The organism is Caulobacter sp. 17J80-11 (genome assembly GCF_014349105.1).
In the GTDB taxonomy this organism is placed as follows: domain Bacteria; phylum Pseudomonadota; class Alphaproteobacteria; order Caulobacterales; family Caulobacteraceae; genus 17J80-11.
The window spans coordinates 78802-104648 of record NZ_JACSJI010000005.1 but is presented as its reverse complement, the minus strand read 5'-3'; the positions used below and the strand labels follow the sequence as shown (position 1 = coordinate 104648).

The window sequence follows — 25847 nt, the reverse complement described above, 5'->3', positions numbered from 1 at the left end:
TCCGAATCAGAGGTCAGCATAACGTGCACGCGCGCCCTTGTCGGCGCGACCCGCCGACCCGATAACCGGTGTCGATGACCGTGCTCTATCCCGTCGCCGACAGTGCCGAACGCGCGCTCGCCGCCCCGGTGGCCCGCGCCGCCCGCGAACGCGAGGCCCGCACCCGCGGCAAGGGCGAGGTGCGCTTCGTGGTCGAGGAGGCCGGCCCGGCCTTCGAGACCCGCGAGGCGGCGCTGGACGCCTACGCCGGCCGGCTGGAGGACGACCGGCCGGGCAAGCGCACGGTCCTGGCCCCCGAAGACCGCTACTGCAGCCTGCGCGAAGTGTTGGCCGCCGAGCGCGGCCGCCGCCCGGCGCTGGGGCCGATCAGTCCGACCTACGAGGACGGCCGGCGCTGGCCGCAGCCGGCCAAGCACCACCGCACGGTCTGGCGGCTGTCGGTCGCCTACTGGAAGCTGGTCGGAGCCGAAGAGGCCAAGGCGCTGATCCAGGCCCGCTCGGCCCGGCGCGACCCGCAGGCCGAGACCCTGGAGCCCGACGCCCTGCGCGCCATGGCCCGCCAGCCGCTGAAGCCGGTGAAGCCGCAGCAGCCGCTGGACGTCGGCCTGTTCGAGTATCGGCCGCCCGAAGCGCCCGACACCATCATTCCGGACGAGTGAGGCACCGCCCTCGTCCTTCGACAGGCTCAGGATGAGGGCTACTCAAAGCACAGTAGAAATCCTCATCCTGAGCTTGTCGAAGGACGAGGATTTCGGATCCGAAAATTAGCCGATGCGCGCGGCGATCGCGCGCGCCAGCCGCTCGGCGTCGGCCTGCCCGGCGGCGCCCAGCCGGCCGCAGTCGGCCCGCAGGTTGGCGACGTCGGCGCCGGACGGGCCGCGCGCCTCGGCGATCACGATCCGCCACGCGCACGCCCTCACCGGCGCGGCGGCGACCCCGTCGGCGCCACGGGCCAGGATCGCGGCGAGGTCTCGCTGAGCCACGCGGTCGCCCGCCATCGCCATTTTCCAGCTTCGGGCGGCGGCCGCCTGGTTCGCGGCGCAGGCGGCCTTCGGTCCGGCGCAGGCGCTCAGGTGCGGGGATTCCGCGGCCGGCTCGGGCGTAGGCGCGGCCACGGCGGTCCCGGCGATCAGAAAGGCGATCGTCGAAGCGACGAGCGTGCGCGAATTCATGATGTCCCCCTCGGGTCCGATCACTGATCGGACCCGAAGCGGCGCGTCAGATCAATAGAAGAGGTTCTCGTCCGACTTCTGCGGGGTCGGCGCGTTGGCGGCCTTTTCGCCCTGCAGCTGGTCGTAGGGGATCGGGGCGTCGGGCAGGCCGTCCGGATCGGCGGCTCCGGCCTCCGGCGCGGGCGCGGCGGCTTCCGGCTCGGGCGCGACCGGCTGGGTGGCCGGCTCCGGCGCGAACTCCACCACCGCGGCGTCCCCACGGGCCTCGTCGTCGCCGCCGCCCGAGCAGGCGGCCAGCGCCGCGGCCAGACCCACGACGGTCAGCAGGGTGCGGGAAGCGCGCAGGATCATTCGTCGGCCTCGTAGTCAAAGTGCGCGGCCTTCATAGCGCGAACGAAGGCCCGCGTCGCGCCCTTCGCAAGCGCGGCTTAAGCCCGCATATGTGAGGCATGCGCCGACACATCGACCTGCACGCCCCGACCCTCGACGAGTTCACAGCCCTGGCCGAAGAGGCCTACGCCCGCCTGCCTGAGGAATTTCGCGCCGCGGCCGGCGAGGTGCAGTTCCGGGTCGCGGACTTCGCCGACGAGGAGACGCTGGACTCGCTGGGCATCGAGGACCCGTTCGAGCTGACCGGGCTCTACCACGGGGTCGACCTGGCGCGCCGCTCGGTGCTGGACCCGCTGCCGCACGCCTCGATGGTGTTCCTCTACCGCCGACCGATCCTGGACGAATGGGCCGAGCGCGGCGACGTGACCCTGGGCGCCCTGATCGAGCACGTGCTGATCCACGAGATCGGCCACCACTTCGGCCTGTCCGACGACGACATCCACGCCATCGAGGACGCGACGGACTGAGGCGACGGAGCCCTTGGCGCGGACGCCGGGTTGATGCCATCGTCGCGGGACGGACGGAACGGGGAAGCCTCGTGCGAATGCTGAAAGGTGCGTGTGCAGCGCTGGTGGTCGTCGCGACCGCGTTCCCGGGCGTGGCGGGCGCGGCTCCGGACGTTCCCACCGCCGCCGAGGTGGCGCGGCTGGAGTCCGCCCTGACCCTGCCGAAGGGCGCCCGCGCGCTCTACGACTATGACCGCTACTACGCGCGCTCGGTGGTCGACGGCCGCCCGGTGATCCTGGGCCTGTACCAGCGCACCTGGATCCGCGACGTCAAAGAGCACCAGCAGCGCAATCCCCAGAACTGGAACATGGCCTCGCCCCAGCGCGTGGGCGAGGTGCAGCGCGTCCGAAAGGCCGGCCTGCCGCGCGAAATTTCGGACGGCGGCTGCGAGCAGATTCGCGTCGTCTTCGACCTGGAAGCGAACAAGGTCTCCGAGGCCTCCTGCAACGGCGCGGCCCCGCCGCCGGCCCCGGCCGCTCCGACCGCCCCCGCCACCCCGGCGGCTTGACTCTCTGGTCTTACGCGCGCATAGGCGCGACCTTCCGGCGCAAACTCGTTCTGCGCCCTCCACCGCCACGACCCCGACCACCATATCGGACGAGGGCGGCGAGGCCCCCCGTCGACGTGATCGTCCACGGGGGTCGAACGTGTTTGGGCGATAGGTGGACTTGATGTTCGACGCACTTAACGAGCGACTGTCTGGCGTTTTCGACCGGCTGACCGGTCGCGGCGTGCTGACCGAAAAGGACGTCGACGAGGCGCTGCGCGAAGTGCGCGTGGCCCTGCTCGAGGCCGACGTCGCCCTGCCGGTGGTCAAGGACTTCATCTCGAAGGCGCGCGAGCGCGCGACCGGCGAAGAAGTCATCCGCTCGGTCAAGCCGGCCGACCAGGTGGTCAAGATCGTCTACGACGGTCTGGTCGAGATGCTGGGCGGCGACGAGGCCGAGCCGCTGAACCTGAACGCGGTGCCGCCCGCCGTCATCCTGATGGCCGGCCTGCAGGGCTCGGGTAAGACCACCACCTCGGCCAAGCTGGCGCTGCGGATCACCAAGGCCGAGCGCAAGAAGGTCATGATGGCCTCGCTGGACGTGCGTCGTCCGGCCGCCATGGAGCAGCTGCAGACGCTCGGCGAGCAGATCGACGTCGCCGTCCTGCCGATCGTCGCCGGCCAGCCGCCGGCCGACATCGCCCGGCGCGCCCTGCAGGCCGCCAAGCTGGGCGGCTATGACGTCCTGATCCTGGACACCGCCGGCCGCACCACGCTGGACGAGGCGATGATGGCCGAGGCGGCGGAGATCGCGAAGATCTCCAACCCGACCGAGACCATCCTGGTCGCCGACAGCCTGACCGGCCAGGACGCGGTGCGCACCGCCCGCGCCTTCCACGAACGCCTGCCGCTCACCGGCCTGATCCTGACCCGCGCCGACGGCGACGCCCGCGGCGGCGCCATGCTCAGCATGCGCGCGGTCACCGGCCTGCCGATCAAGTTCCTGGGGGCCGGCGAAAAGACCGACGCGCTGGACGTGTTCGACGCCCGCCGCGTGGCCGGCCGCATCCTGGGCCACGGCGACATCGTCTCGCTGGTCGAAAAGGCCGCCGCCGATCTCGACGCCGCCAAGGCGGAGAAGATGGCCCGCAAGCTGGCCAAGGGCCAGTTCGACATGGACGACCTGGCCGACCAGCTGAAGCAGGTCCGCAAGATGGGCGGCATGCAGGGCATCATGGGCCTGCTGCCCGGCGTCCAGAAGATCAAGAAGCAGCTCGAAGAGAACAACGTCGCCGACAAGATGCTGGGCCGCCAGGAGGCCATCATCTCGTCGATGACCAAGGCCGAGCGGAAGAAGCCCGACCTGCTGAACGCCTCGCGCAAGCGCCGCATCGCGGCCGGCGCCGGGGTCGATGTGGCCGAGATCAACCGCCTGCTGAAGCAGCACCGGCAGATGTCGGACGCCTTCAAGATGATGAGCCGCGGCGGCGGCAAGGGCCTGGCCAACATGGCCCGCATGATGGGCATGGGCGGCGGCGGCATGCCGGGCGGCATGCCCGGCGGAATGCCCGGTGGTCTGGGCGGCCCCGACCTCGCGCGCCTCAAGGCTCTGGGCGGCGGCAAGCTGCCTCAAGGAGACACCACCGAAGCCCCGGGCGGCCTGCCCGGTCTCGGCGGCGCACAACTTCCCGGTCTGGGCGGGGGCTTCCCCGGCCTGCCCGGCATGAAACCCAAGAAATAAGACGATCCCCCGAAAGGAACCCCAATGCTGAAGATCCGTCTCGCCCGTGGCGGCGCCAAGAAGCGCCCGTACTACTCCATCGTCGTCGCCGACAGCCGCGCCCCGCGCGACGGCCGCTTCCTGGAGAAGGTCGGCGCCTACAACCCGATGCTGGCCAAGGACGGCCCGCAGCCGCGCGTCACCCTGAAGCTCGATCGCATCCAGGAGTGGCTGGGCAAGGGCGCCCAGCCGACCGACCGCGTCGCGCGCTTCCTGGCCGCCGAAGGCCTCGTGAAGTGGGAGCACGGCAACAACCCGCAGAAGGCCCAGCCGGGCAAGAAGGCCCAGGAGCGCGCCGCCGAGCGCGCCCAGCGCGAAGCCGACCGCGCCGAAGCCGAAGCCGCCGCCAAGGCTGAAGCCGCCGCCGCCGCGGCCGCCCCGGCCCCGGCTCCGGAACCGGAAGCTCCGGCCGAAGAAGCTCCGGCCGCTTCGGAAGAAGCCTGAGCCTGATCTGAACGACCTCCCGCTTCGGCGGGAGCGAGGCGCGCTGCGGTCGCGGGGAAACCCGGGGCCGCAGCGTTCTTGTTTGGGGCCCGCGGAGTGAGGCGATGAGCGATACGAACCCGGAGAAGCGGCTGGTCCAGGTCGGACGCGTGGCCGGCTCGTTCGGCGTGCGCGGCGAGGTGCGCATCTCGACCTACACCGAGGATCCGATGGCGCTGAAAACCTACCGCGCGCTCAAGCGCGAGGACGGGTCGCCGGCCCTGACCATCGCCAGCGCCCGCGTGGTGAAGGACGGCATCGTCGCGCGCGTGCCGGAGATCGAGACCAAGGAGCAGGCCGACGCCCTGCGCGGGCTTCGCCTCTACGTGTCGCGCGAGGCCCTGCCCGAGCCGGACGAGGACGAGTTCTACCTGACCGACCTGATCGGCCTGTCCGCCGTGACGCCCGAGGGCGATGTGCTGGGCAAGGTGAAGGCGGTGCCGAACTTCGGGGCCGGCGACCTGCTGGAGATCGACTCGGGCGACGGCCGTCCGACCTGGTACCTGCCCTTCACCCGCGAAGCCGTGCCCGAAGTGCGCGTCGCCGAGGGCAAGGTGATCGCCGTGCGCCCGGCCGAGACGTCCGAGCGCGAGCCGGACTGAGTAAGCCAGCCGGCTTGGCGCCGCGTTGCGGAGTTCCCCCGCCACGCTTCCCGTCTTCTGCCCGACCCGGCTTTGCGGTAACCATGTTCCCCGGATTGTGAGGGGAGCCGGGACATGAAAGCCCTGCGCTGGATCGTCGTCGTTCTGATCCTGGCCTACGTGGCCTGGATCGCCGTGCCGGGCGTGGTCGCCATGTTCTCGGGCCCGCAGCCGCCGACCCACAACCGCTCGGTCGCGGCCGACCCGATCGACGTCGGCGGGCCGGGGATGAGCGAGCCGGGCGGCGGGATCGCCACCCTGGCCGAAGGCTCGGTGCAGGGCCAGGCCGCCGCCGAGGCGGTGGAGACCCACGACTTTCCGGTAATCGCGCTGTGGGCCGGGGCCATCGCGCTCTACCTGATCGCCGCCGTCCTGTTCGCCAACGGCAGCATGCGCGCCACCCTGGCCTACGGGGCCGCCTTCGCCGCCGACCTGGTGCTGAACCTGCTCGGCGGCGGCCAGCAGGGCGGCGTGTTCTCCGGCGTGCTCGACGCGCTGGCGGCCGGCGACCTGCGCTACACGGTGATCGTGGGCGCGGTGCTGATCGGCCTGTTCATGATCGCGTCGGGCCGGCCCGACCGAGGTCGGCTCGCTTGAAAAGCTCGGGCGGGTCGCGGCGAGGCTGCAGATCCGCTCACAAGCGATTATGTGGAGCCCGCGGCCACGCCGGCTCCCGACGCGGCCGTTGACGCGGCGGCGCGCGGCACTAGTGTGCGCCCGCTTTTCGAACAGGACCGAACGATGGCTGAAGCGGCGCAGTACGACGTGGTGATCATCGGCGGCGGACCGGGCGGCTACAACGCCGCGATCCGCGCCGGGCAACTGGGGCTGAAGGCGGCCTGCGTGGAAGGCCGCGAGACCCTGGGCGGCACCTGCCTGAACGTCGGCTGCATGCCCTCCAAGGCCCTGCTGCACGCTTCCGAGCTGTTTGAAGCCGCCGGCAAGGACTTCGCCTCGATCGGCATCGAGGTCGCGCCGAAGCTGAACCTCGGCCAGATGATGAAGTCCAAGGCCGAGAGCGTCACCGCGCTGACCAAGGGCATCGAGTTCCTGTTCAAGAAGAACAAGGTCGACTGGGTGAAGGGCTTCGGCCGCATCGCCGGCCAGGGCCAGGTCGAGGTGACCGCCGCCGACGGCTCCAAGACCATGCTGGCGGCCAGGAACATCGTCATCGCCACCGGCTCGGAGCCCACGGGGCTTCCGGGCGTGGCCTTCGACCAGAAGCAGATCGTGGACTCCACTGGCGCCCTGTCGCTGCCGGGCGTGCCCAAGAGCCTGATCGTCGTCGGCGCCGGCATCATCGGCCTGGAGCTGGGTTCGGTGTGGCGTCGCCTCGGCGCCGAGGTCACCGTGATCGAATTCCTCGACCGCATCACGCCGGGCATGGACGCCGACATGGCGACCGCCTTCCAGCGCGCCCTGACCAAGCAGGGCATGAAGTTCAAGCTGGGCACCAAGGTCACCGCCGCCAAGACCGGCAAGGACGGCGTCGAGCTGACCGTCGAGCCCTCCAAGGGCGGCGCGGCCGAGACCATCAAGGGCGACGTCGTTCTGGTCGCCATCGGCCGCAAGCCGTACACGGCGGGCCTCGGCCTGGAGAGCGTGGGCGTCGCCACCGACGCGCGCGGCTTCATCCCGACCGACCACTTCAAGACCGCCGCGCCGGGCGTCTGGGCCATCGGCGACGTCATCCTGGGCCCGATGCTGGCCCACAAGGCGGAAGAAGACGCGGTCGCCTGCATCGAGATGATCGCGGGCAAGGCCGGCCACGTGGACTACAATCTGGTCCCGAGCGTCGTCTACACCTTCCCGGAGGTGGCCTGGGTCGGCAAGACCGAGGACGAGCTGAAGGCCGCGGGCGTCGCCTACAAGACCGGCAAGTTCCCGTTCACCGCCAACAGCCGCGCCAAGATCAACCACGAGACCGAGGGCTTCGTGAAGGTCCTGGCCGACGCCACCACCGACAAGATCCTGGGCGTCCACATGATGGGCCCGCAGGTCGGCGAGATGATCGGCGAGGCCTGCGTGGCGATGGCCTTCGGCGGCGCCTCGGAAGACGTGGCCCGCACCTGCCACCCGCACCCGACCCGCTCGGAAGCCGTCCGTCAGGCCATGATGGGCGTCGAAGGCTGGATCATGCAGGCGTAAGCCTAGTCGAAAGCCGAGAATGCGAGGGGCGGACCGAAAGGTCCGCCCCTTTTTCGTTCTGTCGGCCCTTGTGGCCGAGCGACAGCGCCCACCTATTTACCCGGATAAAATATCGACCTATATCGCCCGGGTGAAATGTGGAGACCGTCATGGACCAGCGTGCTGAGAAGGCCGTCGTCGCGGGCGATGATCGAGCGCAGGCCTACGGTGTCTATGCGGTGATCTGCTGCGACACGGGCGAGGTCTGGATCGGGCGCGGCGGCGATCTCGACCTCCAGCAGACCGATCTATGGCGGGCCCTCAGCCAAGGGGGCAGCGCCTATTGCGACCTGCAGGCCGCGTGGGACGAGCACGGGGCGGACGCGTTCAGGTTCGAGGAGCTCGAGCGCCTGCGCGACGACTTCCCAGCCCAGACCCGTGACGGCGAGCTGAAGCTTCGCCAGACCATCTGGCTGGCCAGGCTTCACGCCCAGCCGCTCGGAGTTCACCCCCGCGGATGCGCCTTGGCGTAGGCGCTGAGCAGGCGTTCGGCGTCCACCGCCGCGTACTGCTGAGTGGTCGACAGCGAGGCGTGGCCGAGCAGCTCCTGGATCGAGCGCAGGTCGGCGCCGGCCCCCAGCAGGTGGGTGGCGAAGCTGTGGCGGAGCGCGTGCGGGGTGGCGCTGTCGGGCAACCCCAAGCGCCCGCGCAGGCGCTGCACGGTGGCCTGCACGTGGCGCGGCGACAGCGCCCCGCCACGCTTGGCGCGGAACAGCGGCTGGTCGGGGGCCAAGGCGAACGGGACCTCGGCCAGGTAGGCGTCGACCGCGGCGCGCACGGCCGGCAGCACCGGCACCATGCGGGTCTTGCCGCCCTTGCCAGTGATGCGCAGGGTCTCGGGCAGGGGCGCGTCGGCGCGGGTCAGCGACAGGCCCTCGGAAATCCGCAGGCCGCAGCCGTACAGCAGGGTCAGGACGGCGGCGTCGCGCGCGGCTTCCCAGTCCTCGCGGTCGGGATCCAGTTCGGGCTCGGCCAGCACGCCTCTGGCCTGGTCCTCGGTGATCGGCCGTGGCAGGGACGGCGGCACGCGCGGGCCCTTCACCAGAGCGATCTGCGCGTTGGCGATCCCCTGCCGGCGGTCCAACCAGCCGTAGAAGCTGCGGATGGCGGCCAGGGCCTGGCCCAGCGAGCGGGCCGACAGGGCGTCCTCGCCGCGCCGCCGGAAGGCCAGGTAGGCGCGCAGGTCCCCAGCCGACACGTCGCCGAGGTCACGGGCCGACAGCGGCCCGCCCTTGTGGCGTTCGAGGAAGCTCAGGCAGGTTCCGACCTGGTGCGAATAGGCCTCCAGGGTGCGGGGCGAGCAGCGGCGCTCGTGGGCGAGGTGGTCGAGCCAGGCCCGGACCGCCTCGCGGGCGGTCACAGGACCGGCCACCGCTCGGCGGTGCGCTCGACGACGCGGGCGAGGAAGGCGACCAGTTCGGCGCCCATCTCGGGGCTGAAGCCCTCCGGGTCGGGGGAACCGAAGGCGACCACGGCGTGGCGGGCCGGCTCCCACAGGGCCAGGCGCACCAGGGCGGCGCTCTTCACCGCTTCCGCTTCCTTGCCGAACAGTTCCTCGTCGACCGGGGCCGGCCCCAGGCGCGACAGGCCGTGCGGGCCGAGCACGGCGTCGACGTCGCCCTCTTCCAGGGAGCGCCAGCCGAACGGCACCCCGCCCGGCTTCTCCAGCGCGATCACGCCGGTGACAAGGCCGAAGCGGTTCTTGGCGGCGGCGTCGAGCCGGCGGGCGAGGTCCGCGTGATTGCGGCTCTCCAGCAGGTCGACGACCACGGCGTGGGTCTGGGCCTGGGCGGCGAAGTTGGCGCGGGCGACCTGCTCGATCGCCTTGCGCGTGCTGCTCTCGCGGGCGGCGGCTTCCTCCAGCCGGGCCAGGGCGGCGCGGCCGAAGTCGACCACGTTGCCGGCCAGGCTGGGCTTCAGCTGCAGCATCTCGAGCAGCTGCTGGTCGCCCAGCAGGTGCTCAGGGTTAGCCTGGATGAAGGCGCGCACCTGCGGCCAGGAAAGCTCCTCGCGCGCGGCGGGCGGGATTTCCGTCGGGGCCTCGGCGAACAGGTCCTGGGTGGTCACGGCGCGCGCTCTCGAAGCTAGAGGATCGACTGGCCGGTCTTGGCCCAGTCGGCCAGGAATTGTTCAAGCCCCTTCTCGGTTAACGGGTGCTTGACGAGGTCCTTGAAGACCTGCGGCGGCAGGGTCGCCGCGTCGGCCCCGGCGATGGCCGCGTCCTTGACGTGCACGGTGTTGCGCAGCGAGGCGGCCAGGATTTCGGTGTCGAAATCGTAGTTGTCGAAGATGGCGCGGATCTCGCGGATCAGCTCCATGCCCTCGGCGCCGTGGTCGTCCAGACGGCCGACGAAGGGCGAGACGAAGGTGGCGCCGGCCTTGGCGGCCATCAGCGCCTGGGCGGCCGAGAAGCACAGGGTCACGTTGGTGTGGATGCCCTGCTCGGAGAAGGCGCGGGTGGCCTTCAGGCCCTCCCAGGTCAGCGGCACCTTCACCACCACGTTCGGGGCGATCTTGGCCAGCTTCTCGCCCTCGGCGATCATCTGCTTGTGCTCGGTCGCCGCCACTTCTGCGCTGATCGGCCCCTCGACGAGCTCGCAAATCTCGGCGATGACCTCGGCCATGGGGCGGCCGGCTTTGGCGATCAACGTGGGATTGGTGGTGACGCCGTCGACCAGGCCGGTTTCGGCCAGCTCGCGGATCAGACCGGTGTCGGCGGTGTCGACGAACAGCTGCATGTCGCTTCCTTATCTCTCGCGTGGGCGCCTTCTACATAAGGCCGGGGTCACGCGCCATGCGGCCCGGAGCATGAAATGAAGGCCGCCGCCGTCCTGATGCCTTTGCCCCTGCCGGAGCCGTTCGACTACGCGGTGCCTGAAGGCCTGGAAATCGCGCCCGGCGATCACGTGGTGGTGCCGCTGGGGCCGCGCCGCATGCGAGGCCTGGTCGCCGGCGTGCGCGACATGCCCGGCCTGAACCGGCCGCTGAAGCCGGTGTTGGAGCGCATCGACGAGCCGTCCCTTCCCGCCGGCACGCTGAAATTCGTGACCTGGGCCGCGCGCTGGACCTGCTCGCCGCCGGGCGAAGTGGCGGCTCTGGCGCTCCGCGGCCTGCGCGCGCCGCCGCCCAAGCCGGAGAAGCGGCTGGTCCCGACCGGCGTGCAGCCGGCTCGCGCCACACCCGCCCGCACCCGCGTGCTGGAGGTCGCCGCGGAATTCGCCCGCGCGCCCGCCGACCTGGCCCGCGCCGCCGGCGTGTCGTCCGGCGTCGTAAAGGGCCTGGTCGACGAGGGCGCGCTGGAAGTGGTCGAGGTGATCGCGCCCGCGGCCTTCCCGGAGCCCGATCCGAACCACACGGCGTCCTCGCTCAACCCCAGCCAGGCGGCCGCGGCCAAGGCCCTGAACGCGGCGTTCGACGCCGGCGGCTTCCAGGCCGCCCTGCTGGACGGCGTCACCGGGGCCGGCAAGACCGAGGTCTATCTCGAGGCGGTGGCCCACGCCCTGGCCGCCGATCCGGCCGCCCAGGTGCTGGTGCTGCTGCCCGAGATCGCCCTGACCCAGGCGGTGATCGCCCGCTTCGAACAGCGCTTCGGCGTCACCCCGGCCGAGTGGCACTCGGGCGTGTCCCTGCCCAAACGCCGCAAGGTGTGGGAGGCGGTGGCGGCCGGCCGCTGCCGCATCGTGGTGGGCGCCCGCTCGGCCCTGTTCCTGCCGTTCCAAAGCCTTCGCCTGCTGGTCGTCGACGAGGAGCACGACAGCTCCTTCAAGCAGGAAGAGGGGCTGATCTACCACGCCCGGGACCTGGCGGTGGCGCGGGCCAAGATCGAGGGCTCCGCCGTGGTGCTGGCCTCGGCCACCCCGTCGCTGGAGACGCTGGCCAACGCCGAGGCCGGCCGCTACCGCTGGCTGCGCCTGGCCAGCCGCCACGGCGCCGCGCGCCTGCCCGACGTCGACCTGATCGACATGCGCGAGACCCCGCCCGAGCGCGGGCGCTGGCTGTCGTCCCGGCTGGTCAAGGCGGTGGGCGAGACCTTCGCCCGCGGCGAGCAGTCCCTGCTCTTCCTGAACCGGCGGGGCTACGCGCCGCTGGTGCTGTGCCGGGCCTGCGGCGAGCGCATGACCGCGCCGGACACCGACTCCTGGCTGGTCGAACACCGCTACACCGGCCGGCTGGTCTGCCACCTGACCGGCTTCTCCATGCCCAAGCCGAAGCGTTGCCCGCACTGTTCGGCCGAGGAGTCCCTGGTCTCCGTAGGCCCCGGCGTGGAGCGGGTCGAGGAGGAGGTGCGCGAGCTGTTTCCGCAGGCGCGGGTGGCGGTGTTCTCCTCGGACACCGTGCCCGACGGCGAGAGCGCGCGCGCCCTGGTGCGCAGCATGGCCGAGGGCGAGATCGACATCCTGGTCGCCACCCAGGCCGCCGCCAAGGGCCACAACTTCCCCAACCTCACCCTGGTGGGCGTGGTCGACGCGGACTTAGGCCTGCGCGGCGGGGACCTGCGCGCCGGCGAGCGGACCTTCCAGCTTCTGGCCCAGGCCACCGGCCGGGCCGGCCGCGCCGACAAGCCGGGGCGGGCCTTGCTGCAGACCTACATGCCCGAGCACGGAGTGATGCAGGCGCTGAAGGCCCAGGACCGCGACGCCTTCGTCGAGGCCGAGACCGCCGAGCGCAAGGCCGCGGGCCTGCCGCCGCACGGGCGGCTGGCCGCCATCGTGCTGTCCAGCCCCGACGGCGCGGCGCTGGAGGCCTACGCCCGGGCTCTGGCCGCCGCCATTCCGAACGCCGAGCGGCTGGAGGTTTACGGCCCGGCCGACGCGCCGCTCAGCCTGGTGCGCGGGCGCCGGCGCAAGCGGTTGCTGGTCCGCGCCGACCGCGACGTCGACATCCAGGCCTTCCTGGGCACCTGGCTGGCCCAGGTGAAGGTCCCCGGCAGCGTGCGGGTGACCGTGGACGTTGACCCGTACAGCTTCCTCTAAATCACCCTTCTCCCCTTGCGGAGAAGGGTCAGCTCAGCGCGTTCCTGACCGCCGCGCCCATGGCCAGCGGGGTGAGCGCCACGGCCGCCAGGCTGTAGGCGGCCAGGAAGGCGAAGCCCGGCGTCCAGTTCAGTCCCGCGGCGAAGGCCTCGATCGTGCCGGCCCCGAAGATCACCGGCGGCGCGAACAGCGGTAGCACCACCACCGCCACCAGTACGCCGCCGCGCCGGGCGCCGAGCGCCAGGGCGGCCCCGGTGCCGCCGACGAAGGCGAAGCCCAGGCCGCCGATCAGGGCGCAGGCGAGCGTCAGGGGCACGACCTCGACCGGCGCGCCCAGAGCCACCGCGGCCAGCGGCGCGAACACGGCCAGGGGCAGGCCGTTGGCGGTCCACTGGGCCAGGCATTTCACGAAGGCGACCGCCTCGATCGGGGCCGGGCCCAGGGTCAGCAGGTCCAGCGCCCCGTCCTCGTAGTCCCGCTCGAACAGCCGCTCGAGCGACAGCAGCGAGGCCAGGGCCAGGGCCAGCCAGGCCGAGCCCGGCGCGACCGCGGCCAGTCGCTCCGGCGACGGCCCGGCCGCCAGCGGAAGCAAGGTCGCCACGCAGGCGTAGAAGGCGCAGGCCAGCAAGGGCCCGCCGCCCCGGCCCCAGGCGAGATCGAGCTCGCGGCGATACAGTGTCCAGAGCGACTTCACGCGACCGCCGCTCCGATCTCGACCGTCTTGGCCGGCACCGGCAGCGGGTCGTGCACCGCGGCCAGGATCATGCCGCCGCCCGCCAGGTGGGCGGCCATCAGCTCGCCCATGCGGGCGCGACGCTCGGCGTCCAGCGGGGCCAGCGGTTCGTCCAGCAGCCACAGCGGGCGCGGCGCGGCGGCCAGCCGGGCCAGGGACACGCGCCGGCGCTGGCCGGCCGACAGCTTGCGGATCTCCAGATCCAGCAGCGGCTTCAGCTGCAACTTTTCGACGGCGGCGCGGGCGCTCGCCTCGGTGCCGCCCGCCCACAGGGTCTGGAAGCGCAGCTCCTCCCAGGCGGTGCGCCCCGGCTTCAGACCGTCGTGGTGGCCCAGCAGGTGCAGGCCTTGGCTGCGCGCCTCGTCCGGCTCGCGCTCGCCGTCCGCGCCCTCGAACCGGACCAGGCCGTGAAGCGGCCGCACGAAACCGGCGACCGCGCGCAACAGGCTGGTCTTGCCCGCCCCGTTGGCCCCGATCAGGGCCACGGCTTCGCCCGCCGCAAGGGCGAAGGACAGGCCCTGGAACAGCACCCGTTCGCCGCGGCCGACCGACAGGTTTTCGACGCTCACGCGCGCGATCATGCGAACGACTCGCGTGTAATACGGTACGCCTCGACGCCGGGCTGAGCTGCGTCTAAACAACGCGCGGCCGTGCGGGACTGACGCGGCGCGGACCGGGAACCTGTGCGTCCCGGTCTGAAGCGCGCGATCCCGCTCCCCGCCTTGGGGCGGCCTGGTGAAGAAAGAGGATCGTTCATGCCGTCCATCGACAGCTTCAGCACCCGTCGGGATCTTTCCGTCGGTCGGAAGAAGTACGTCTATTACAGCCTCGCCGCCGCGGAGGAAGCCGGTCTGACGGGAATTTCCCGTCTCCCGGTGTCGCTGAAGGTGCTGCTGGAGAACCTGCTGCGTAACGAAGACGGCGTTTCGGTCACCGGCGCCGACGTCAAGGCCATCGCCGCCTGGCTGGAAAACAAGGGCAAGGTCGAGCACGAGATCGCCTTCCGCCCGGCCCGCGTGCTGATGCAGGACTTCACCGGCGTTCCGGCCGTGGTCGATCTCGGCGCCATGCGCGACGCCATGACCAAGCTCGGCGCCAACCCGGACAAGATCAACCCGCTGAACCCGGTCGACCTGGTCATCGACCACTCGGTCATGGTCGACTTCTTCGGCAAGCCGACCTCGTTCAAGTCCAACGTCGAGAAGGAATACGAGCGCAACATCGAGCGCTACCGCTTCCTCCGCTGGGGTTCGTCGGCCTTCAACAACTTCCGCGTGGTGCCCCCGGGCACCGGCATCTGCCACCAGGTGAACCTGGAGAACCTGGCCCAGACCGTCTGGACCTCGGAAGAGGGCAAGGTGGTCACCGCCTATCCGGACACCGTGGTCGGCACCGACAGCCACACCACCATGATCAACGGCCTGGCCGTGCTGGGCTGGGGCGTGGGCGGCATCGAGGCTGAGGCGGCCATGCTGGGCCAGCCGATCCCGATGCTGATCCCCGAGGTGATCGGCTTCAAGCTGACCGGCAAGCTGCCGGAAGGCGCGACCGCCACCGACCTGGTGCTGACCGTCACCCAGATGCTCCGCAAGAAGGGCGTGGTCGGCAAGTTCGTCGAATTCTACGGCGACGCCCTGTCCCACCTGACCATCGAGGACCAGGCGACCATCGCCAACATGGCCCCCGAGTACGGCGCCACCTGCGGCTTCTTCCCGGTGTCGCGCGCCACCATCGACTACCTGACCGCCACCGGCCGGGCCAAGGACCGGGTCGCGCTGGTCGAGGCCTACGCCAAGGCCAACGGCCTGTGGGTCGACGACTCGACGCCGGAGCCGGTGTTCTCCGACACGCTCGAGCTCGACGTCTCGACCGTCCAGCCGTCGCTGGCCGGCCCGAAGCGTCCGCAGGACCGCGTGCCGCTGGTCGAGGCCGCCTCGCAGTTCGCCACGGCCATGAAGGACGTGTTCGGCAAGACCGATGAGAAGAGCGTCCCGGTCGCGGGCGCCGACCACGCGGTCAGCGACGGCGACGTGGTGATCGCCGCCATCACCAGCTGCACCAACACTTCCAACCCGTCGGTGCTGATCGCCGCCGGCCTGGTCGCCCGCAAGGCGCGCGCGCTGGGCATGAAGGTGAAGCCGTGGGTGAAGACCTCGCTGGCCCCCGGCTCGCAGGTCGTGACCGACTACCTCGAGAAGGCCGGCCTGCAGGACGACCTGGACGCCATGGGCTTCAACCTGGTCGGTTACGGCTGCACCACCTGCATCGGCAACTCCGGCCCGCTGCCGGCCCCGATCTCGGCCGCCATCGCCGAGGGCGACCTGGTCGCCGTGTCGGTGCTGTCGGGCAACCGCAACTTCGAGGGCCGCGTGAACCCGGACGTGCGGGCCAACTACCTGGCCTCGCCGCCGCTGGTCGTCGCCTACGCCCTGGCCGGCTCGATGAAGATCGACGTCTGGAAGGACCCGATCGGCACGGGCGAAGGCGGCCAGCCGGTCTATCTGAAGGACGTGTGGCCGAGCTCGGCGGAGATCGCCGAAATCCAGCGCAGCGCCGTGTCCGGCGACATGTTCGCCAAGCGCTACAAGGACGTCTTCAAGGGTGACAAGGCCTGGCAGGGCATCAAGGTCGCCGGCGGCAAGACCTACGCCTGGGACGACAAGTCGACCTACGTGAAGCACCCGCCCTACTTCGAGGGCATGGGCATGGAGCCCAAGCCGGTGACCGACATCGTCGAGTCCCGGATCCTGGGCGTGTTCGGCGACTCCATCACCACCGACCACATCAGCCCGGCCGGTTCGATCAAGAAGGCCTCGCCGGCCGGCGAGTATCTGATCGCCCACGGGGTCGACCCGGCGGACTTCAACTCGTACGGCGCGCGTCGCGGCAACCACGAAGTGATGGTGCGCGGCACCTTCGCCAACATCCGCATCCGCAACAAGATCACCCCGGAGATCGAAGGCGGCGTGACCAAGCACTTCCCGTCCGGCGAAGTGATGTCGATCTACGACGCGGCCATGCGCTACCAGGCCGAGGGCCGTCCGCTGGTCGTGTTCGCGGGCAAGGAGTACGGCACCGGCTCGTCGCGCGACTGGGCGGCCAAGGGCACCAAGCTGCTGGGCGTCCGCGCGGTCATCGCCGAGAGCTTCGAGCGCATCCACCGCTCCAACCTGGTCGGCATGGGCGTGCTGCCGCTGCAGTTCAAGGTCGACGGCTGGGCCAAGCTGGGCCTGACCGGCGAGGAGATCGTCACCATCCGCGGCCTGACCGACGTGAAGCCGCGTCAGGAACTGTGGGTCGAGCTGTTCCGCCCGTCGGACGGCAAGATGGCCCGCTTCCCGGTGCGTTGCCGCATCGATACCCCGACCGAGCTGGAGTACTTCAAGTCGGACGGCGTCATGCCGTACGTGCTCCGCAACCTCGCCCGCGCGGGCTGATCTGCGCGTGAGACCCCGCCTCCGGCTCCGGCTGGAGGCGGGTCATACGGCCGCGCTCACGCATTGGTGAGGCGCGCTCAAGCTCCGGATTCGTTAATCAGCGAACCATGCGTCGGATCGCGCCCCTGTTTCTGATCGCCGTGCTGGCGAGCCCCGCGGCGGCAAAGCCGTCGGCCGCGCGCGAGCCCGTGGTGGTCGAGCTGTTCACCAGCCAGGGCTGTTCCGGCTGTCCGCAGGCCAACGAAGTGCTGATGGAGCTGGCCGACAAGCCCGGCGTCATCGCCCTCACCTTCGCCGTGGACTACTGGGACTACCTGGGCTGGCGCGACACCTTCGCCAAGCCGGAGTTCACGGAACGCCAGCGCGCCTACCAGACGTCGATGAGCCTGCGCGACGTCTACACCCCGCAGTTCGTGATCGACGGCAAGCGCCAGCTCTCGGGCGGCAAGCCGGACGACGTCGCCGCGGCGGTGCACGAAGAAGCCGTCCACCGGGCCTATCCGCCCGACATGGCCTTCCCCGGCGGCGACCGCGTCGCGGTCGGTTCCGGCAAGTCGCCGCGCGGCGGGGCTCAGGTCTGGCTGGTGCGCTACGAGGACGCCGACCAGGAGGTCGCGGTCAAGCGCGGCGAGAACAAGGGCCAGGTCGTCCGCCACGGCAACGTCGTGCGCGAACTGGTCAAGCTCGGCAGCTGGAAGGGCCGTCCGGCCGTGTTCCGCATGCCCAAGGCCGAGGAGCCCGGACTGAAGACCGTCGTGCTGGTCCAGGCCCGCGACGGGCGTATCCTGGCCGCCAAGCAGCGCTGAGCGGCGCCCCCGCCCTCAGCCGCCGTTCCGCAGTTCCTCAAGCAATCGCTCGCAACAGGCGCGCTCGCGCCGCAGCCCGCGCTCGCGCCAGAACGCCCAACCGGCCGCCGCGGCCGCGCTCGCCAGGAGCGCGGCGGTGACGATCCCGAGACCAGCGTCGACCTCGCCCCAACCGAACAGGGTCAGCGCCCACAGCGCCACGACCGTGCCGGCCAGGGTCCAGGCCTGCCACAGGGCGAGGCTCATCAGCCGCCGGGTCGCGTCGACCTGGGCGAGCATCTGCGCCACCACGCCGGCCGGTTCGTCGTCGGCCCAGCGCGGCTCCCGCCGTCGCACCCGCCACGCGGCCCAGGTGAGCAGGGGCAGAAGCACCAGCAGCACCGCCGCGGCGACGATCAGGCGGGCGTCGCCCTGCACCACGCCCGTCCAGGCGAAGCCGAGGCCAGCCGCGACGGCGACGCCCGCAGCGACGAACTCGCCGCCCTGCATCAGCCGCTGGAACGCCAGGTCGCGACGCAGGCGCGTCGACACCCCCGCGATCTCCGCATCCTGAGCGCGCCAGTTACGCCGCGCCTCGTCCAGGAAATCGTCAGCCATCCAGCATCGCCTTCAGTTGCGCCTTGGCGCGGTTCAGCCGCACGCCCACGTTGGAGACGGACAGCCCCAGCGCCTCGGCGATGTCGTCGTAACTCAGGTCCTCGAGCGCCAGGGTGACAACCTGGCGGTAGGCCAGCGGCAGGCGGCGCACCGCCTCGACCAGCCGCTCTGACCGCTCCTTGCCGACCAGGCGCGCCTCCGGATCGGCCTCGCCGTCCCGCAGCGCCTCGGAGAGCTCGGCCTGCCCGGGACGGGCGGCCTGGCGGGCCACGTGGCTGACCGCGCGGTTGTGGGCGATGCGGAAGACGAAGGGCTTCAGCTTGGCCTGGTCCTGCAGGTTGGGCAGGGCCTTCCAGATCGCCACCGTGATCTCCTGCACGAGGTCGTCGCGCAGCGCGCGCTCCCGCTCGTAGCTGGCCGCGATACGCACCAGCGCCGGCCCGTAGGCGGCGATCACCTGTTCGATCGAGACCATCTCGCGCCTAGTCCCGCAGGTCGGCGCCTTCTTACAAAGAGAATCTTCGCCCGCCCGCCCGCCCGACAGGGAAGCCGACGCGGTGCTCCTGAATGCCCCTCCGGTGAAGGACATGGTCGGATCAGCTGAAAGCGGAGGCGACGCGCTGAGCGCTGGACGCCAGACGCGAAAACGCCCGCGGGACCGGAGGGGGGGAGGAGGTCGCGCGGGCGTTCGTCGCTTGGAGGAAAGTCGACCGACCGGAGCCCCGTTAAAGTCCAGGGGGGCTGGGGGGGCTGTTCAGGATCCGGGACCTCTTCGTGACCCCGACCGGCCGACGCTGTTAAGATGCTGGCGCAAACGGGCGCGCGATGGACCGAATTAGGGCCTTTTCGTGTTCGCGCCTGTTTTCTTCGTAACGTCGCTCGGCAAGCGTTGCGGGCGTGCAACGCCGCCTCAACCGCCCCGGGCTGGCGCCCGAACCCGGACGGGTTTAGGCTCGTTTCGGGATGAGCTTCGAAGCCTATTCTACGGCGGTCGCGGGGCCGGTGTTTTTCGAGCGGAAAGAGCTCGACGCCCTGATGCGCCTGTACGGGCGAATGGTCGCCGCCGGCGAATGGCGCGACTACGGCATCGCCGGCCTGAAGGACATGGCGGTGTTCTCGGTGTTCCGCCGCGCCTCCGAAGCGCCCCTCTACCGGATCGAAAAGCGCCCCGACCTGGCCCGCCGCCAAGGCGCCTGGGCCGTGGTCGGCCAGGGCGGCCACGTGCTCAAGCGCGGCCACGAACTGGGTCAGGTGCTGCGCCTGTTCGACAAGGGCAAGTTCAGCGTCGTGGAATGAAGAAGGCCCCGGCGGTCGCCCGCCGGGGCCTCTCCACGTCTCAGGTGCGCCTCGATCAGCGGCGCTGGCCGAACAGGACCAGCAGGAAGCGGAACAGGTTCACGAAGTCCAGGTACAGGTTCAGCGCGCCATAGTTGGTCGCCACGGCCAGCGAAGCCTCGTCGCCGCCCACGGCGTAGTAGGTCATCTTCAGCCGCTGCGTGTCATAGGCGATCAGGCCGGCGAAGATCAGCACGCCCACGCCGCTGAGGATCATCAGCATGGCGCCGGACTTCAGGATGAAGGCGTTGACCAGCAAGGCGACCAGCAGGCCCCAGGCGCCCATCACGAAGAAGGCGCCCATGCCCGTCAGGTCCTTCTTGGTGGTGTAGCCCACCAGGCTCAGGCCGCCGAAGGCCGCGGCGGTGATGAAGAAGATCGAGGCGACGCTCGCGCCGGTGTAGAGCAGGCCCACGGTGCCCAGCGAGGCGCCGATCAGCGCCACGATGGCCCAGTAGACGATGCCCGACGTCCTCGGCGTGACGTTCTTCATCAGGAAGCTGGCGCTGAGCAGGATGATCAGCGGGGCGAAGGCCACGATCGCGCCCAGGCCGGTGTAGCCGGCCAGCCGGCCTTCGCCGGTGATGCGGAACAGCAGGTCTCGCACCGGTTCGATCGACGAGGTCGCGAAAGCCAGCGCGCCCGACACGACCAGACCCAGGGCCATCTTGTTGTAGACGCCCAGCATGAAGCGGCGCAGGCCCGCGTCGACGGCCATGTCGCCGGTCGACGGGATCGGACGAGAATAGCCGTTGTTGAAATCGCTCATCGCGATGCAAGTCCCCTAAGCAGCCCGCCTCACGGGCCCTAGGCATGAAATATCGGGGGTCGCGCCTTCCAGCGCAAGGCGTCGCACCCTTAACGGCTAAGGCATAACGCGTTTGTCAGACGTCCCGGAACGCTTCGGCCAGCAGCTCGGCTTCGCGGGCGCGGCTGGAACCGGCCCGCCAGGCGACCACGATCTCACGCTTGGGGGCGTCGCCGCGCAGCGGCCGAACCGCCACCGCCGCGCCGTCGGCGAGACCCGCCTTGACCGCCATCTGCGGCAGGAAGCTGACCCCCAGGCCCGAGCCGACCATCTGCACCAGGGTGTGCAGCGAGGTGGCCGCGAACACGTCCTCGCCCTTAGGCGGTTCCAGCGCGCAGGCCGACAGGGCGTGCTCGCGCAGGCAGTGGCCGTCCTCCAGCAGGATCAGGTCGGCGACGTCGGACGCCTGCGGGTCGACCCGCTCGCCGGTCGCCCAGGGGTGGTCGGTGGGCGCGGCGGCCATGATCTCGTCGTCGCCGATGCGCGCGCAGTCCAGGCCAGCCGTGTCATACGGCAGGGCGATGACCGCGGCGTCCAGCGCGCCGGACTTCAGCGCCGCGATCAGGCGGGGCGTCAGGTCCTCGCGCAGGTAGAGGCGCAGGGCCGGCCAGCGGCGCTTCAGTTCGGGCAGCGCCTTGGGCAGCAGGAAGGGCGCGACGGTCGGGATCACGCCTAAGCGAAAGCGCCCGGAGAGGGGTTTGCCGGCCCCGCGGGCGGCCTCGACCAGGTCTTCGGTGCGGGCCAGCACGTCCTCGGCCCGGCGCACCGCCTCGGCCCCGACGGCGGTCAGGATCACCCCGCTGCGGGCGCGCTCCACCACCGGCGCGCCGAGGATGCGTTCCAGCTCCTGCACGCCGGCCGACAGGGCCGGCTGGGAGACGTGGGCGGCGTCGGCGGCGCGGCTGAACGAGCCGTGCTCGGCCAGGAGCTTGAGGTACTGGAGCTGTCGGAGACTGGGAAGCATGGCCGAGATATAGGCAGGATTTATGCCGGAGCCAAAAACAATCGATTGGAGTTTCGGTCCCGGGGTCTCTAAACCCCCCTCAGCGGCGGCCTCGCCGCACCACCATTCCAAGGAGATGCGCGATGATCGGCGTCGGAGAAAAGCTCCCCAATTTCGAAGTTGTCGGCGTGAAGCCGGGCTTCAACTCGCACGAAGAGAACGGCCACAGCGCGTTCGAGGCGATCACGCCGGAAAGCTTCTCGGGCAAGTGGAAGGTCATCTTTTTCTACCCGAAGGACTTCACCTTCGTGTGCCCGACCGAGATCGCGGAATTCGCCCGCCTGGGCAAGGAATTCTCCGACCGCGACGCGGTCGTGATGGGCGGTTCGACCGACAACGAGTTCGTGAAGCTGGCCTGGCGTCGTGACCACGCCGACCTGAACAAGCTGCCGATCTGGCAGTTCGCCGACAACGGCGGCCGCCTGGCCCGCGCGCTGGGCGTGCTCGACGAGACCGCGGGCGTGGCGCTGCGCGCCACCTTCATCGTCGACCCGCACAACGTCGTGCAGCACGTCACCGTCAACGGCCTGAACGTCGGCCGCGCCCCGGCCGACACCCTGCGCGTGCTGGACGGCCTGCAGACCGACGAACTGTGCGCCTGCAACCGCCCGGTGGGCGGCGAGACCCTCAAGCCGGCCGCCTAAACGGCTCGCTCGCCCGGGCGGCTCCTCCCCCAACCCCGGTCGCCGCCCGGGCCCCTTTCTTCTACCGACACTCAAGGAAACCCCATGTCGCTCGACGCCCTGCGCGAGACGCTGCCGTCTTACGCCAAAGACCTGTCGCTGAACCTCTCGTCGCTGGCGAACGAGACGGTGCTGAACGACCAGCAGAAGTGGGGAACCTTCCTCGCCTCGGCCCACGCCGGCGGCGTGCCGGAAGTGGTCCAGGCCTTCGAGGCCATGGCCGCCGGCCTGCCCGAAGAAGTGCGCGACGCGGCCCGCGCCGCCGCCGCCATCATGGGCATGAACAACGTGTACTACCGGGCGCTGCACCTGATGCACAACGCCGAGTACCGGACCATGCCGGCCAAGCTGCGCATGAACGTCATCGCCAATCCGGGCGCGCCGAAGGCCGATTTCGAGCTGTGGTGCACGGCCGTGTCGGCCATCAACGGCTGCGGCGCCTGCCTCGACGCCCACGAGAACGAACTGCGCAAGCACGGCGTGCCCTCGACCCAGATCCAGGCCGCCCTGCGCATCGCCGCGGTGGTCGCCGCCGCCTCCCAGGTCGTCCGCGCCGAGAGCGCCCGCAAGGCGGGCTGAGCGTCAGTCCGGACGCTTGTCAGTGGAAGAGCCCTCCCTTCGCCGGGAGGGCTTTTGTTTTTCACCCCGAGCCCGGTTGGGTCAGCCCCAGAAGCGCCACCACGGCTTCTTCGTCGCGCGAGGGGCCGGAGCTTCCGCCCAGCCTCCGTCCTCCAATCGGACCCACGCCCTGTCGACGCCGGCGACCGAAACCGTCATGCCCGCGCCGTGGTCCAGGAACTCGACCAGCTGTTCCGACAGCCAGTAGCCTTCGCCCAGATCGTCGAGGTGGACGTTCACCGCGTAATCGTCCTCGGCGACGCCCACGACCTCCACACCGGTCACCGACGGCGTCGTGTAGCCGTAGACCGTCCCGGTCTTGCCGGCGATCCCAAGCGCTTTGGTCTCCGCCGCCTCGCGGATCATGACCGTGTCGCCGAATGAAACTTGCTCGGTCATCTGCGCCCTTACAGCTTGCCCGTCACCGCGTAGCGCCCCAGGCGCTCGACCTGGGTCTTGAGCACGCCGTCGACCGGCGCCGCCAGGCCGGCGAGACCCTGGGGGGCGTAGCCGCCGACCGAATAGGTCGCGGTGAGCACCGTCCCCTCCCCCTTCGGCTGCAGCTTGAAGGTCATGGCCCCCGACACCGCCATCATCGACAGCGGGCCGAGCGCGCCGGCGGTCCGCAGCTCCCGGTTCGGCTGCACGAAGGTGACGGTCATGTGCTGGGCGGCGCCGTCCTTCCAGCGTTCGCACCAGCAGCCGCCGGGCTTCGGATCGATCGACAGGTTCTTCGCGTCGCCGGACCAGGTGTGGTCCGACGACCACCAGCCGCCGACGTCGACCAGGGCCTTCCAGACCGCGTCGGGTTTGGCCGCGACCTCGACCGTCTCGCGCACCTGGAAGCCGCCCGCCTGGGCGTCGACCACCTCGGCCCGAGCCGTCCCCGCCGCGGCGGCCAGCGCAGCCGCCAGGATCCACGCCCGCATGATCGTCCTCCCTGCCCCGAGCCAACCTCGGGCGAGCAAGAACGCCGGTCAAGCAAAAGGCCCCGGCGCAGCTCGCTCCGGGGCCTTCGCATTCAGGCAGACTCCTGGACGGATCAGTCCATCAGCTGCTGCGACAGGTACACGTAGTGGCGGGCCCAGCGCGCCGCGTTGGCGGTCGGGTCGGCGTCGTAGGAGTGCCCGCCGAAGTCGTCCTCGAAATAGATGTAGGGGACGCCCATCGCCTCGAGCTTGGCCGCGTACTTGCGGGCGTGGCCCGGGTGGACGCGGTCGTCCTTGGTGTTGGTGGTGATGTAGGCCTTCGGATAGGTCACGCCCGGCCGCAGGTTCTGGTAGCCGGAGTACTTGGAGATGTAGGCGGCCTCTTCCGGGATGTCCGGGTTGCCGTACTCGCCCACCCACGACGCGCCGGCCGAGAGCTTGTGGTAGCGCATCATGTCGATCAGCGGGCTCTCCACCACCACGGCGTTGAACAGCTCCGGGTGCTGGGTCATCGACACGGTGGTCAGCACGCCGCCGTTGGAACGGCCGTAGATGCCGAGGTGGCGGGCCGACGTGATCTTGCGCGAGATCAGGTCCTGCCCGACCGAGGCGAAGTCGTCGAACGCCTTCTGGCGGTCGGCCTTCAGCACGGCGTCGTGCCAGGCCGGGCCGAACTCGCCGCCGCCCCGGATGTTGGCGATGACGTAGGCGCCGCCGCGCTCCAGCCACAGCTTGCCGACTTCCGGCAGGTAGACCGGCGGCTTGGACACCTGGAAGCCGCCGTAGCCGTACATCAGGGTCGGCGTCGAGCCGTCCAGCTTGATGTCCTTACGGTGCACGACGAAGTACGGGATCTTGGTCCCGTCGGTCGAGGTGGCCCAGAACTGCTCGACCATGTCCTTCGAGGCGTCGAAGCGGGCCGGCAGGGCCTTCACCTTCTCGACCGAGCCGGTGGCGGCGTCGGCGAGCACCAGGGTGGTCGGGTCCAGGAAGCCCTGGGTGGTCAGGAACAGGCGGTTCGACGACTTGGACGTGTCGACGATGTTGACCGAGCTGTTCTTCGGCATGTCGAGGCGCTTGGCGCTCCACTTGCCCTTGGCGTAGCCGTAGACGTCGACGAAGCCGGTGACGTTCTCCAGGCCGGTCACGACCAGCCGGTCACGGGTGGAGGAGACGCCCTCGACCGCCTGTTTCGCATTCGGGCGGAAGATCAGGGCCGCCTTGGCCTGCGCCGGATCGCGCTTCAGGGCGTTCAGGTCGTAGGCGGCCAGGTCGCCGGCCTTCAGGCCGTTCCAGTCCTCCTCGACGGTGAACACCACCTGGCCGTTCACCAGGCTCTGGATGTTGGCCTTCTTCGGGAAGGGCAGCTTCACCGCGCCCTTGTCGGTGACCAGCAGGTATTCCTTCTCGAAGAAGGTCAGGCCGTGGTCGATCATCAGGGCCTGCAGCTTGCCGTCGGCGTCGCGCAGCGCGAAGGGCTGCACCCAGACGTCCTTGGCGTCGCCGCGGTAGATTTCCTTCGCCTGGTCGACGCTCTGGCCGCGCTTCAGGGTCTTCAGGACCATCGGATAGCCGGACTCGGTCAGCGAACCCGCGCCCCAGTCGCGCCCGACCACCAGGGTGTCGGCGTCGATCCACTCGGCGTACTGCTTGCCTTCCGACAGGGTGAAGCCGCCCTCGACGAAGGTCTTGGTCGCGGTGTCGAACTCACGCAGGGTCACCGCGTCCTTGCCGCCGTCGGACAGGCGCAGCAGGCAGCGCGTCTCGTTCGGCGGCAGGCAGATCGAGCCCTTCAGGAACCAGTCGCGGCCCTCGGCCTTGGCCAGGGCGTCGATGTCCAGGACGGTCTCCCAGGCCGGCTCGGCCGTGCGGTAGGACTCGATCGAAGCCTTGCGCCACACGCCGTGCGGACGCTTGTCGTCCTGCCACAGGTTGTCGACCGCGCCGGCGCGGAACGACGGATAGGGAATGCGGTCCTGAGCGGTGAAGATCGCCAGGCCTTCCTTGCGGAACGCCTCGAAGCGGGCGTCGCCTTCCAGCGTCGCCTTGGCCTTGGCGTTCTGGGCCTTCACCCACTCCATCGAGCGGGCGCCGTTGACGTCTTCCAGCCACTGGAAGGGGTCGGTCGCGCTGGCGGCCGGGGCGTTCGCGGCGGTGTCGGCGGCGGGGGTCTCGGCGTGGGCGCCCGCGGCGGCGAGCAGGGCGGCCGCGCAGACGGAGAGCAGGAGACGCATTGGTGTTTCCTCGATGATTTTCTTGCTGTCCCGGGCGGCGGCCC

Annotated in this window: 29 protein-coding genes; 15 read left to right on the top strand and 14 right to left on the bottom strand. The window is 70.5% G+C overall.

All coding sequences use genetic code 11. From position 1 onward, the window contains the following. The first annotated feature begins 68 nt into the window (after nt 1-68). Complete coding sequence (locus H8B08_RS07290) at nt 69-659, top strand: hypothetical protein (RefSeq protein ID WP_187449544.1); 591 nt, start codon at nt 69-71, stop codon at nt 657-659. Nucleotides 660-764: 105 nt separating this feature from the next. Here H8B08_RS07290 and H8B08_RS07285 read toward each other — a convergent pair whose 3' ends face one another. Next, nucleotides 765-1172: a hypothetical protein gene (locus tag H8B08_RS07285; protein WP_187449680.1), complete on the bottom strand. Its 408-nt coding sequence runs from the start codon at nt 1170-1172 to the stop codon at nt 765-767. Between the two features lie 51 nt (nt 1173-1223). After that, the gene (locus H8B08_RS07280; RefSeq protein ID WP_187449543.1) at nt 1224-1523 is read right to left on the bottom strand and encodes a hypothetical protein; all 300 of its coding nucleotides are present in this window, start codon (nt 1521-1523) and stop codon (nt 1224-1226) included. 98 nt (nt 1524-1621) lie between these two features. Here H8B08_RS07280 and H8B08_RS07275 point away from each other — a divergent pair, with 98 nt between their 5' ends. The 8 genes from H8B08_RS07275 (at nt 1622) to H8B08_RS07240 (ending at nt 8120) form a co-directional block, all read left to right on the top strand. Then, the gene (locus H8B08_RS07275; RefSeq protein WP_187449542.1) at nt 1622-2029 is read left to right on the top strand and encodes a metallopeptidase family protein; all 408 of its coding nucleotides are present in this window, start codon (nt 1622-1624) and stop codon (nt 2027-2029) included. Nucleotides 2030-2106: 77 nt separating this feature from the next. Continuing rightward, on the top strand, nt 2107-2577 hold the full coding sequence (locus H8B08_RS07270) for a hypothetical protein (protein ID WP_187449541.1): 471 nt from the start codon (nt 2107-2109) through the stop codon (nt 2575-2577). Nucleotides 2578-2740: 163 nt separating this feature from the next. Beyond that, entirely contained in the window at nt 2741-4297 is a 1557-nt protein-coding gene (gene ffh, locus H8B08_RS07265) for a signal recognition particle protein (protein ID WP_187449540.1), read from the top strand. Between the two features lie 24 nt (nt 4298-4321). Next, nucleotides 4322-4780, top strand: coding sequence for a 30S ribosomal protein S16 (gene rpsP, locus H8B08_RS07260; protein ID WP_187449539.1), 459 nt, complete (start codon nt 4322-4324; stop codon nt 4778-4780). 104 nt (nt 4781-4884) lie between these two features. Continuing rightward, nucleotides 4885-5421 carry a ribosome maturation factor RimM gene (gene rimM, locus H8B08_RS07255; protein ID WP_187449538.1) on the top strand — a complete coding sequence of 179 codons (537 nt, stop codon included), beginning with the start codon at nt 4885-4887 and terminating at the stop codon, nt 5419-5421. Nucleotides 5422-5535: 114 nt separating this feature from the next. After that, a complete protein-coding gene (locus tag H8B08_RS07250; RefSeq protein WP_187449537.1) occupies nt 5536-6057 on the top strand; it encodes a hypothetical protein in 522 nt (173 codons plus the stop codon). Between the two features lie 144 nt (nt 6058-6201). Next, complete coding sequence (gene lpdA / locus H8B08_RS07245; protein ID WP_187449536.1) at nt 6202-7608, top strand: dihydrolipoyl dehydrogenase; 1407 nt, start codon at nt 6202-6204, stop codon at nt 7606-7608. A gap of 149 nt (nt 7609-7757) precedes the next feature. Next, nucleotides 7758-8120 carry a GIY-YIG nuclease family protein gene (locus H8B08_RS07240; RefSeq protein WP_187449535.1) on the top strand — a complete coding sequence of 121 codons (363 nt, stop codon included), beginning with the start codon at nt 7758-7760 and terminating at the stop codon, nt 8118-8120. On the opposite strand, the gene H8B08_RS07235 is transcribed toward H8B08_RS07240, so the two are convergent. From H8B08_RS07235 to fsa, 3 genes are read right to left on the bottom strand one after another with little or no spacing between them, the layout of a single operon-like run. Then, nucleotides 8093-9007 (bottom strand): tyrosine recombinase XerC, encoded by a 915-nt coding sequence (locus H8B08_RS07235; RefSeq protein WP_370545431.1) that lies wholly within the window; start codon nt 9005-9007, stop codon nt 8093-8095. The two genes, H8B08_RS07240 and H8B08_RS07235, sit on opposite strands and share 28 nt — an antisense overlap. Next, on the bottom strand, nt 9004-9675 hold the full coding sequence (locus H8B08_RS19135; protein ID WP_370545439.1) for a DUF484 family protein: 672 nt from the start codon (nt 9673-9675) through the stop codon (nt 9004-9006). Before H8B08_RS19135 ends, H8B08_RS07235 begins: the two co-directional genes overlap by 4 nt. Nucleotides 9676-9731: 56 nt before the next feature. Next, nucleotides 9732-10385, bottom strand: a complete 654-nt coding sequence (gene fsa, locus H8B08_RS07225) for a fructose-6-phosphate aldolase (protein WP_187449532.1) — start codon at nt 10383-10385, stop codon at nt 9732-9734. A gap of 75 nt (nt 10386-10460) precedes the next feature. On the opposite strand from fsa, the gene H8B08_RS07220 reads away from it, so the two are divergent. After that, nucleotides 10461-12620, top strand: coding sequence for a primosomal protein N' (locus tag H8B08_RS07220; protein ID WP_187449531.1), 2160 nt, complete (start codon nt 10461-10463; stop codon nt 12618-12620). Between the two features lie 28 nt (nt 12621-12648). Here H8B08_RS07220 and ccmB read toward each other — a convergent pair whose 3' ends face one another. Both ccmB and ccmA read right to left on the bottom strand, forming a co-directional pair. Then, on the bottom strand, nt 12649-13314 hold the full coding sequence (gene ccmB / locus H8B08_RS07215) for a heme exporter protein CcmB (RefSeq protein ID WP_187449530.1): 666 nt from the start codon (nt 13312-13314) through the stop codon (nt 12649-12651). Further along, nucleotides 13311-13934: a heme ABC exporter ATP-binding protein CcmA gene (gene ccmA, locus H8B08_RS07210; RefSeq protein ID WP_187449529.1), complete on the bottom strand. Its 624-nt coding sequence runs from the start codon at nt 13932-13934 to the stop codon at nt 13311-13313. Before ccmA ends, ccmB begins: the two co-directional genes overlap by 4 nt. A 174-nt stretch (nt 13935-14108) precedes the next feature. Between ccmA and acnA the strand changes: the two genes are divergently transcribed. Both acnA and H8B08_RS07200 read left to right on the top strand, forming a co-directional pair. Beyond that, entirely contained in the window at nt 14109-16790 is a 2682-nt protein-coding gene (acnA, locus tag H8B08_RS07205) for an aconitate hydratase AcnA (protein WP_187449528.1), read from the top strand. A 107-nt stretch (nt 16791-16897) separates the two neighbouring features. Continuing rightward, nucleotides 16898-17596, top strand: coding sequence for a thioredoxin family protein (locus H8B08_RS07200; protein WP_187449527.1), 699 nt, complete (start codon nt 16898-16900; stop codon nt 17594-17596). Between the two features lie 15 nt (nt 17597-17611). Here the strand turns inward: H8B08_RS07200 and H8B08_RS07195 are convergent, their stop codons facing one another. Then, nucleotides 17612-18193 carry a hypothetical protein gene (locus H8B08_RS07195; RefSeq protein ID WP_187449526.1) on the bottom strand — a complete coding sequence of 194 codons (582 nt, stop codon included), beginning with the start codon at nt 18191-18193 and terminating at the stop codon, nt 17612-17614. Beyond that, complete coding sequence (locus H8B08_RS07190; RefSeq protein ID WP_187449525.1) at nt 18186-18668, bottom strand: RNA polymerase sigma factor; 483 nt, start codon at nt 18666-18668, stop codon at nt 18186-18188. The genes H8B08_RS07195 and H8B08_RS07190 overlap by 8 nt, the downstream gene beginning before the upstream one ends. A gap of 488 nt (nt 18669-19156) precedes the next feature. Between H8B08_RS07190 and H8B08_RS07185 the strand changes: the two genes are divergently transcribed. Beyond that, nucleotides 19157-19489, top strand: coding sequence for a DUF2794 domain-containing protein (locus tag H8B08_RS07185; RefSeq protein WP_187449524.1), 333 nt, complete (start codon nt 19157-19159; stop codon nt 19487-19489). A gap of 55 nt (nt 19490-19544) precedes the next feature. On the opposite strand, the gene H8B08_RS07180 is transcribed toward H8B08_RS07185, so the two are convergent. Both H8B08_RS07180 and H8B08_RS07175 read right to left on the bottom strand, forming a co-directional pair. Next, nucleotides 19545-20297, bottom strand: a complete 753-nt coding sequence (locus H8B08_RS07180) for a Bax inhibitor-1/YccA family protein (protein ID WP_187449523.1) — start codon at nt 20295-20297, stop codon at nt 19545-19547. A 115-nt stretch (nt 20298-20412) separates the two neighbouring features. Continuing rightward, complete coding sequence (locus H8B08_RS07175) at nt 20413-21300, bottom strand: hydrogen peroxide-inducible genes activator (RefSeq protein WP_187449522.1); 888 nt, start codon at nt 21298-21300, stop codon at nt 20413-20415. A 122-nt stretch (nt 21301-21422) separates the two neighbouring features. Between H8B08_RS07175 and H8B08_RS07170 the strand changes: the two genes are divergently transcribed. Continuing rightward, entirely contained in the window at nt 21423-21983 is a 561-nt protein-coding gene (locus tag H8B08_RS07170) for a peroxiredoxin (RefSeq protein WP_187449521.1), read from the top strand. An 84-nt stretch (nt 21984-22067) separates the two neighbouring features. Beyond that, nucleotides 22068-22601, top strand: a complete 534-nt coding sequence (locus tag H8B08_RS07165; RefSeq protein ID WP_187449520.1) for a carboxymuconolactone decarboxylase family protein — start codon at nt 22068-22070, stop codon at nt 22599-22601. Nucleotides 22602-22682: 81 nt separating this feature from the next. Here the strand turns inward: H8B08_RS07165 and H8B08_RS07160 are convergent, their stop codons facing one another. From H8B08_RS07160 to H8B08_RS07150, 3 genes are all read right to left on the bottom strand, one after another. Beyond that, entirely contained in the window at nt 22683-23039 is a 357-nt protein-coding gene (locus H8B08_RS07160) for a hypothetical protein (RefSeq protein WP_187449519.1), read from the bottom strand. Nucleotides 23040-23047: 8 nt separating this feature from the next. Further along, nucleotides 23048-23569: an SRPBCC domain-containing protein gene (locus tag H8B08_RS07155; RefSeq protein WP_187449518.1), complete on the bottom strand. Its 522-nt coding sequence runs from the start codon at nt 23567-23569 to the stop codon at nt 23048-23050. 113 nt (nt 23570-23682) lie between these two features. Then, on the bottom strand, nt 23683-25803 hold the full coding sequence (locus H8B08_RS07150) for a prolyl oligopeptidase family protein (RefSeq protein ID WP_187449517.1): 2121 nt from the start codon (nt 25801-25803) through the stop codon (nt 23683-23685). Between the last annotated feature and the right edge of the window lie 44 nt (nt 25804-25847).

What these genes read in the sequence shown, in the direction of transcription:
- H8B08_RS07285 (WP_187449680.1), bottom strand. Translation starts at nt 1,172, where the DNA reads ATGAATTCGCGCACGCTCGTCGCTTCGACGATCGCCTTTCTGATCGCC.
- H8B08_RS07280 (WP_187449543.1), bottom strand. Translation starts at nt 1,523, where the DNA reads ATGATCCTGCGCGCTTCCCGCACCCTGCTGACCGTCGTGGGTCTGGCC.
- H8B08_RS07275 (WP_187449542.1), top strand. Translation starts at nt 1,622, where the DNA reads ATGCGCCGACACATCGACCTGCACGCCCCGACCCTCGACGAGTTCACA.
- H8B08_RS07270 (WP_187449541.1), top strand. Translation starts at nt 2,107, where the DNA reads ATGCTGAAAGGTGCGTGTGCAGCGCTGGTGGTCGTCGCGACCGCGTTC.
- ffh (WP_187449540.1), top strand. Translation starts at nt 2,741, where the DNA reads ATGTTCGACGCACTTAACGAGCGACTGTCTGGCGTTTTCGACCGGCTG.
- rpsP (WP_187449539.1), top strand. Translation starts at nt 4,322, where the DNA reads ATGCTGAAGATCCGTCTCGCCCGTGGCGGCGCCAAGAAGCGCCCGTAC.
- rimM (WP_187449538.1), top strand. Translation starts at nt 4,885, where the DNA reads ATGAGCGATACGAACCCGGAGAAGCGGCTGGTCCAGGTCGGACGCGTG.
- H8B08_RS07250 (WP_187449537.1), top strand. Translation starts at nt 5,536, where the DNA reads ATGAAAGCCCTGCGCTGGATCGTCGTCGTTCTGATCCTGGCCTACGTG.
- lpdA (WP_187449536.1), top strand. Translation starts at nt 6,202, where the DNA reads ATGGCTGAAGCGGCGCAGTACGACGTGGTGATCATCGGCGGCGGACCG.
- H8B08_RS07240 (WP_187449535.1), top strand. Translation starts at nt 7,758, where the DNA reads ATGGACCAGCGTGCTGAGAAGGCCGTCGTCGCGGGCGATGATCGAGCG.
- fsa (WP_187449532.1), bottom strand. Translation starts at nt 10,385, where the DNA reads ATGCAGCTGTTCGTCGACACCGCCGACACCGGTCTGATCCGCGAGCTG.
- H8B08_RS07220 (WP_187449531.1), top strand. Translation starts at nt 10,461, where the DNA reads ATGAAGGCCGCCGCCGTCCTGATGCCTTTGCCCCTGCCGGAGCCGTTC.
- ccmA (WP_187449529.1), bottom strand. Translation starts at nt 13,934, where the DNA reads ATGATCGCGCGCGTGAGCGTCGAAAACCTGTCGGTCGGCCGCGGCGAA.
- acnA (WP_187449528.1), top strand. Translation starts at nt 14,109, where the DNA reads ATGCCGTCCATCGACAGCTTCAGCACCCGTCGGGATCTTTCCGTCGGT.
- H8B08_RS07200 (WP_187449527.1), top strand. Translation starts at nt 16,898, where the DNA reads ATGCGTCGGATCGCGCCCCTGTTTCTGATCGCCGTGCTGGCGAGCCCC.
- H8B08_RS07195 (WP_187449526.1), bottom strand. Translation starts at nt 18,193, where the DNA reads ATGGCTGACGATTTCCTGGACGAGGCGCGGCGTAACTGGCGCGCTCAG.
- H8B08_RS07190 (WP_187449525.1), bottom strand. Translation starts at nt 18,668, where the DNA reads ATGGTCTCGATCGAACAGGTGATCGCCGCCTACGGGCCGGCGCTGGTG.
- H8B08_RS07185 (WP_187449524.1), top strand. Translation starts at nt 19,157, where the DNA reads ATGAGCTTCGAAGCCTATTCTACGGCGGTCGCGGGGCCGGTGTTTTTC.
- H8B08_RS07180 (WP_187449523.1), bottom strand. Translation starts at nt 20,297, where the DNA reads ATGAGCGATTTCAACAACGGCTATTCTCGTCCGATCCCGTCGACCGGC.
- H8B08_RS07175 (WP_187449522.1), bottom strand. Translation starts at nt 21,300, where the DNA reads ATGCTTCCCAGTCTCCGACAGCTCCAGTACCTCAAGCTCCTGGCCGAG.
- H8B08_RS07170 (WP_187449521.1), top strand. Translation starts at nt 21,423, where the DNA reads ATGATCGGCGTCGGAGAAAAGCTCCCCAATTTCGAAGTTGTCGGCGTG.
- H8B08_RS07165 (WP_187449520.1), top strand. Translation starts at nt 22,068, where the DNA reads ATGTCGCTCGACGCCCTGCGCGAGACGCTGCCGTCTTACGCCAAAGAC.
- H8B08_RS07160 (WP_187449519.1), bottom strand. Translation starts at nt 23,039, where the DNA reads ATGACCGAGCAAGTTTCATTCGGCGACACGGTCATGATCCGCGAGGCG.
- H8B08_RS07155 (WP_187449518.1), bottom strand. Translation starts at nt 23,569, where the DNA reads ATGCGGGCGTGGATCCTGGCGGCTGCGCTGGCCGCCGCGGCGGGGACG.
- H8B08_RS07150 (WP_187449517.1), bottom strand. Translation starts at nt 25,803, where the DNA reads ATGCGTCTCCTGCTCTCCGTCTGCGCGGCCGCCCTGCTCGCCGCCGCG.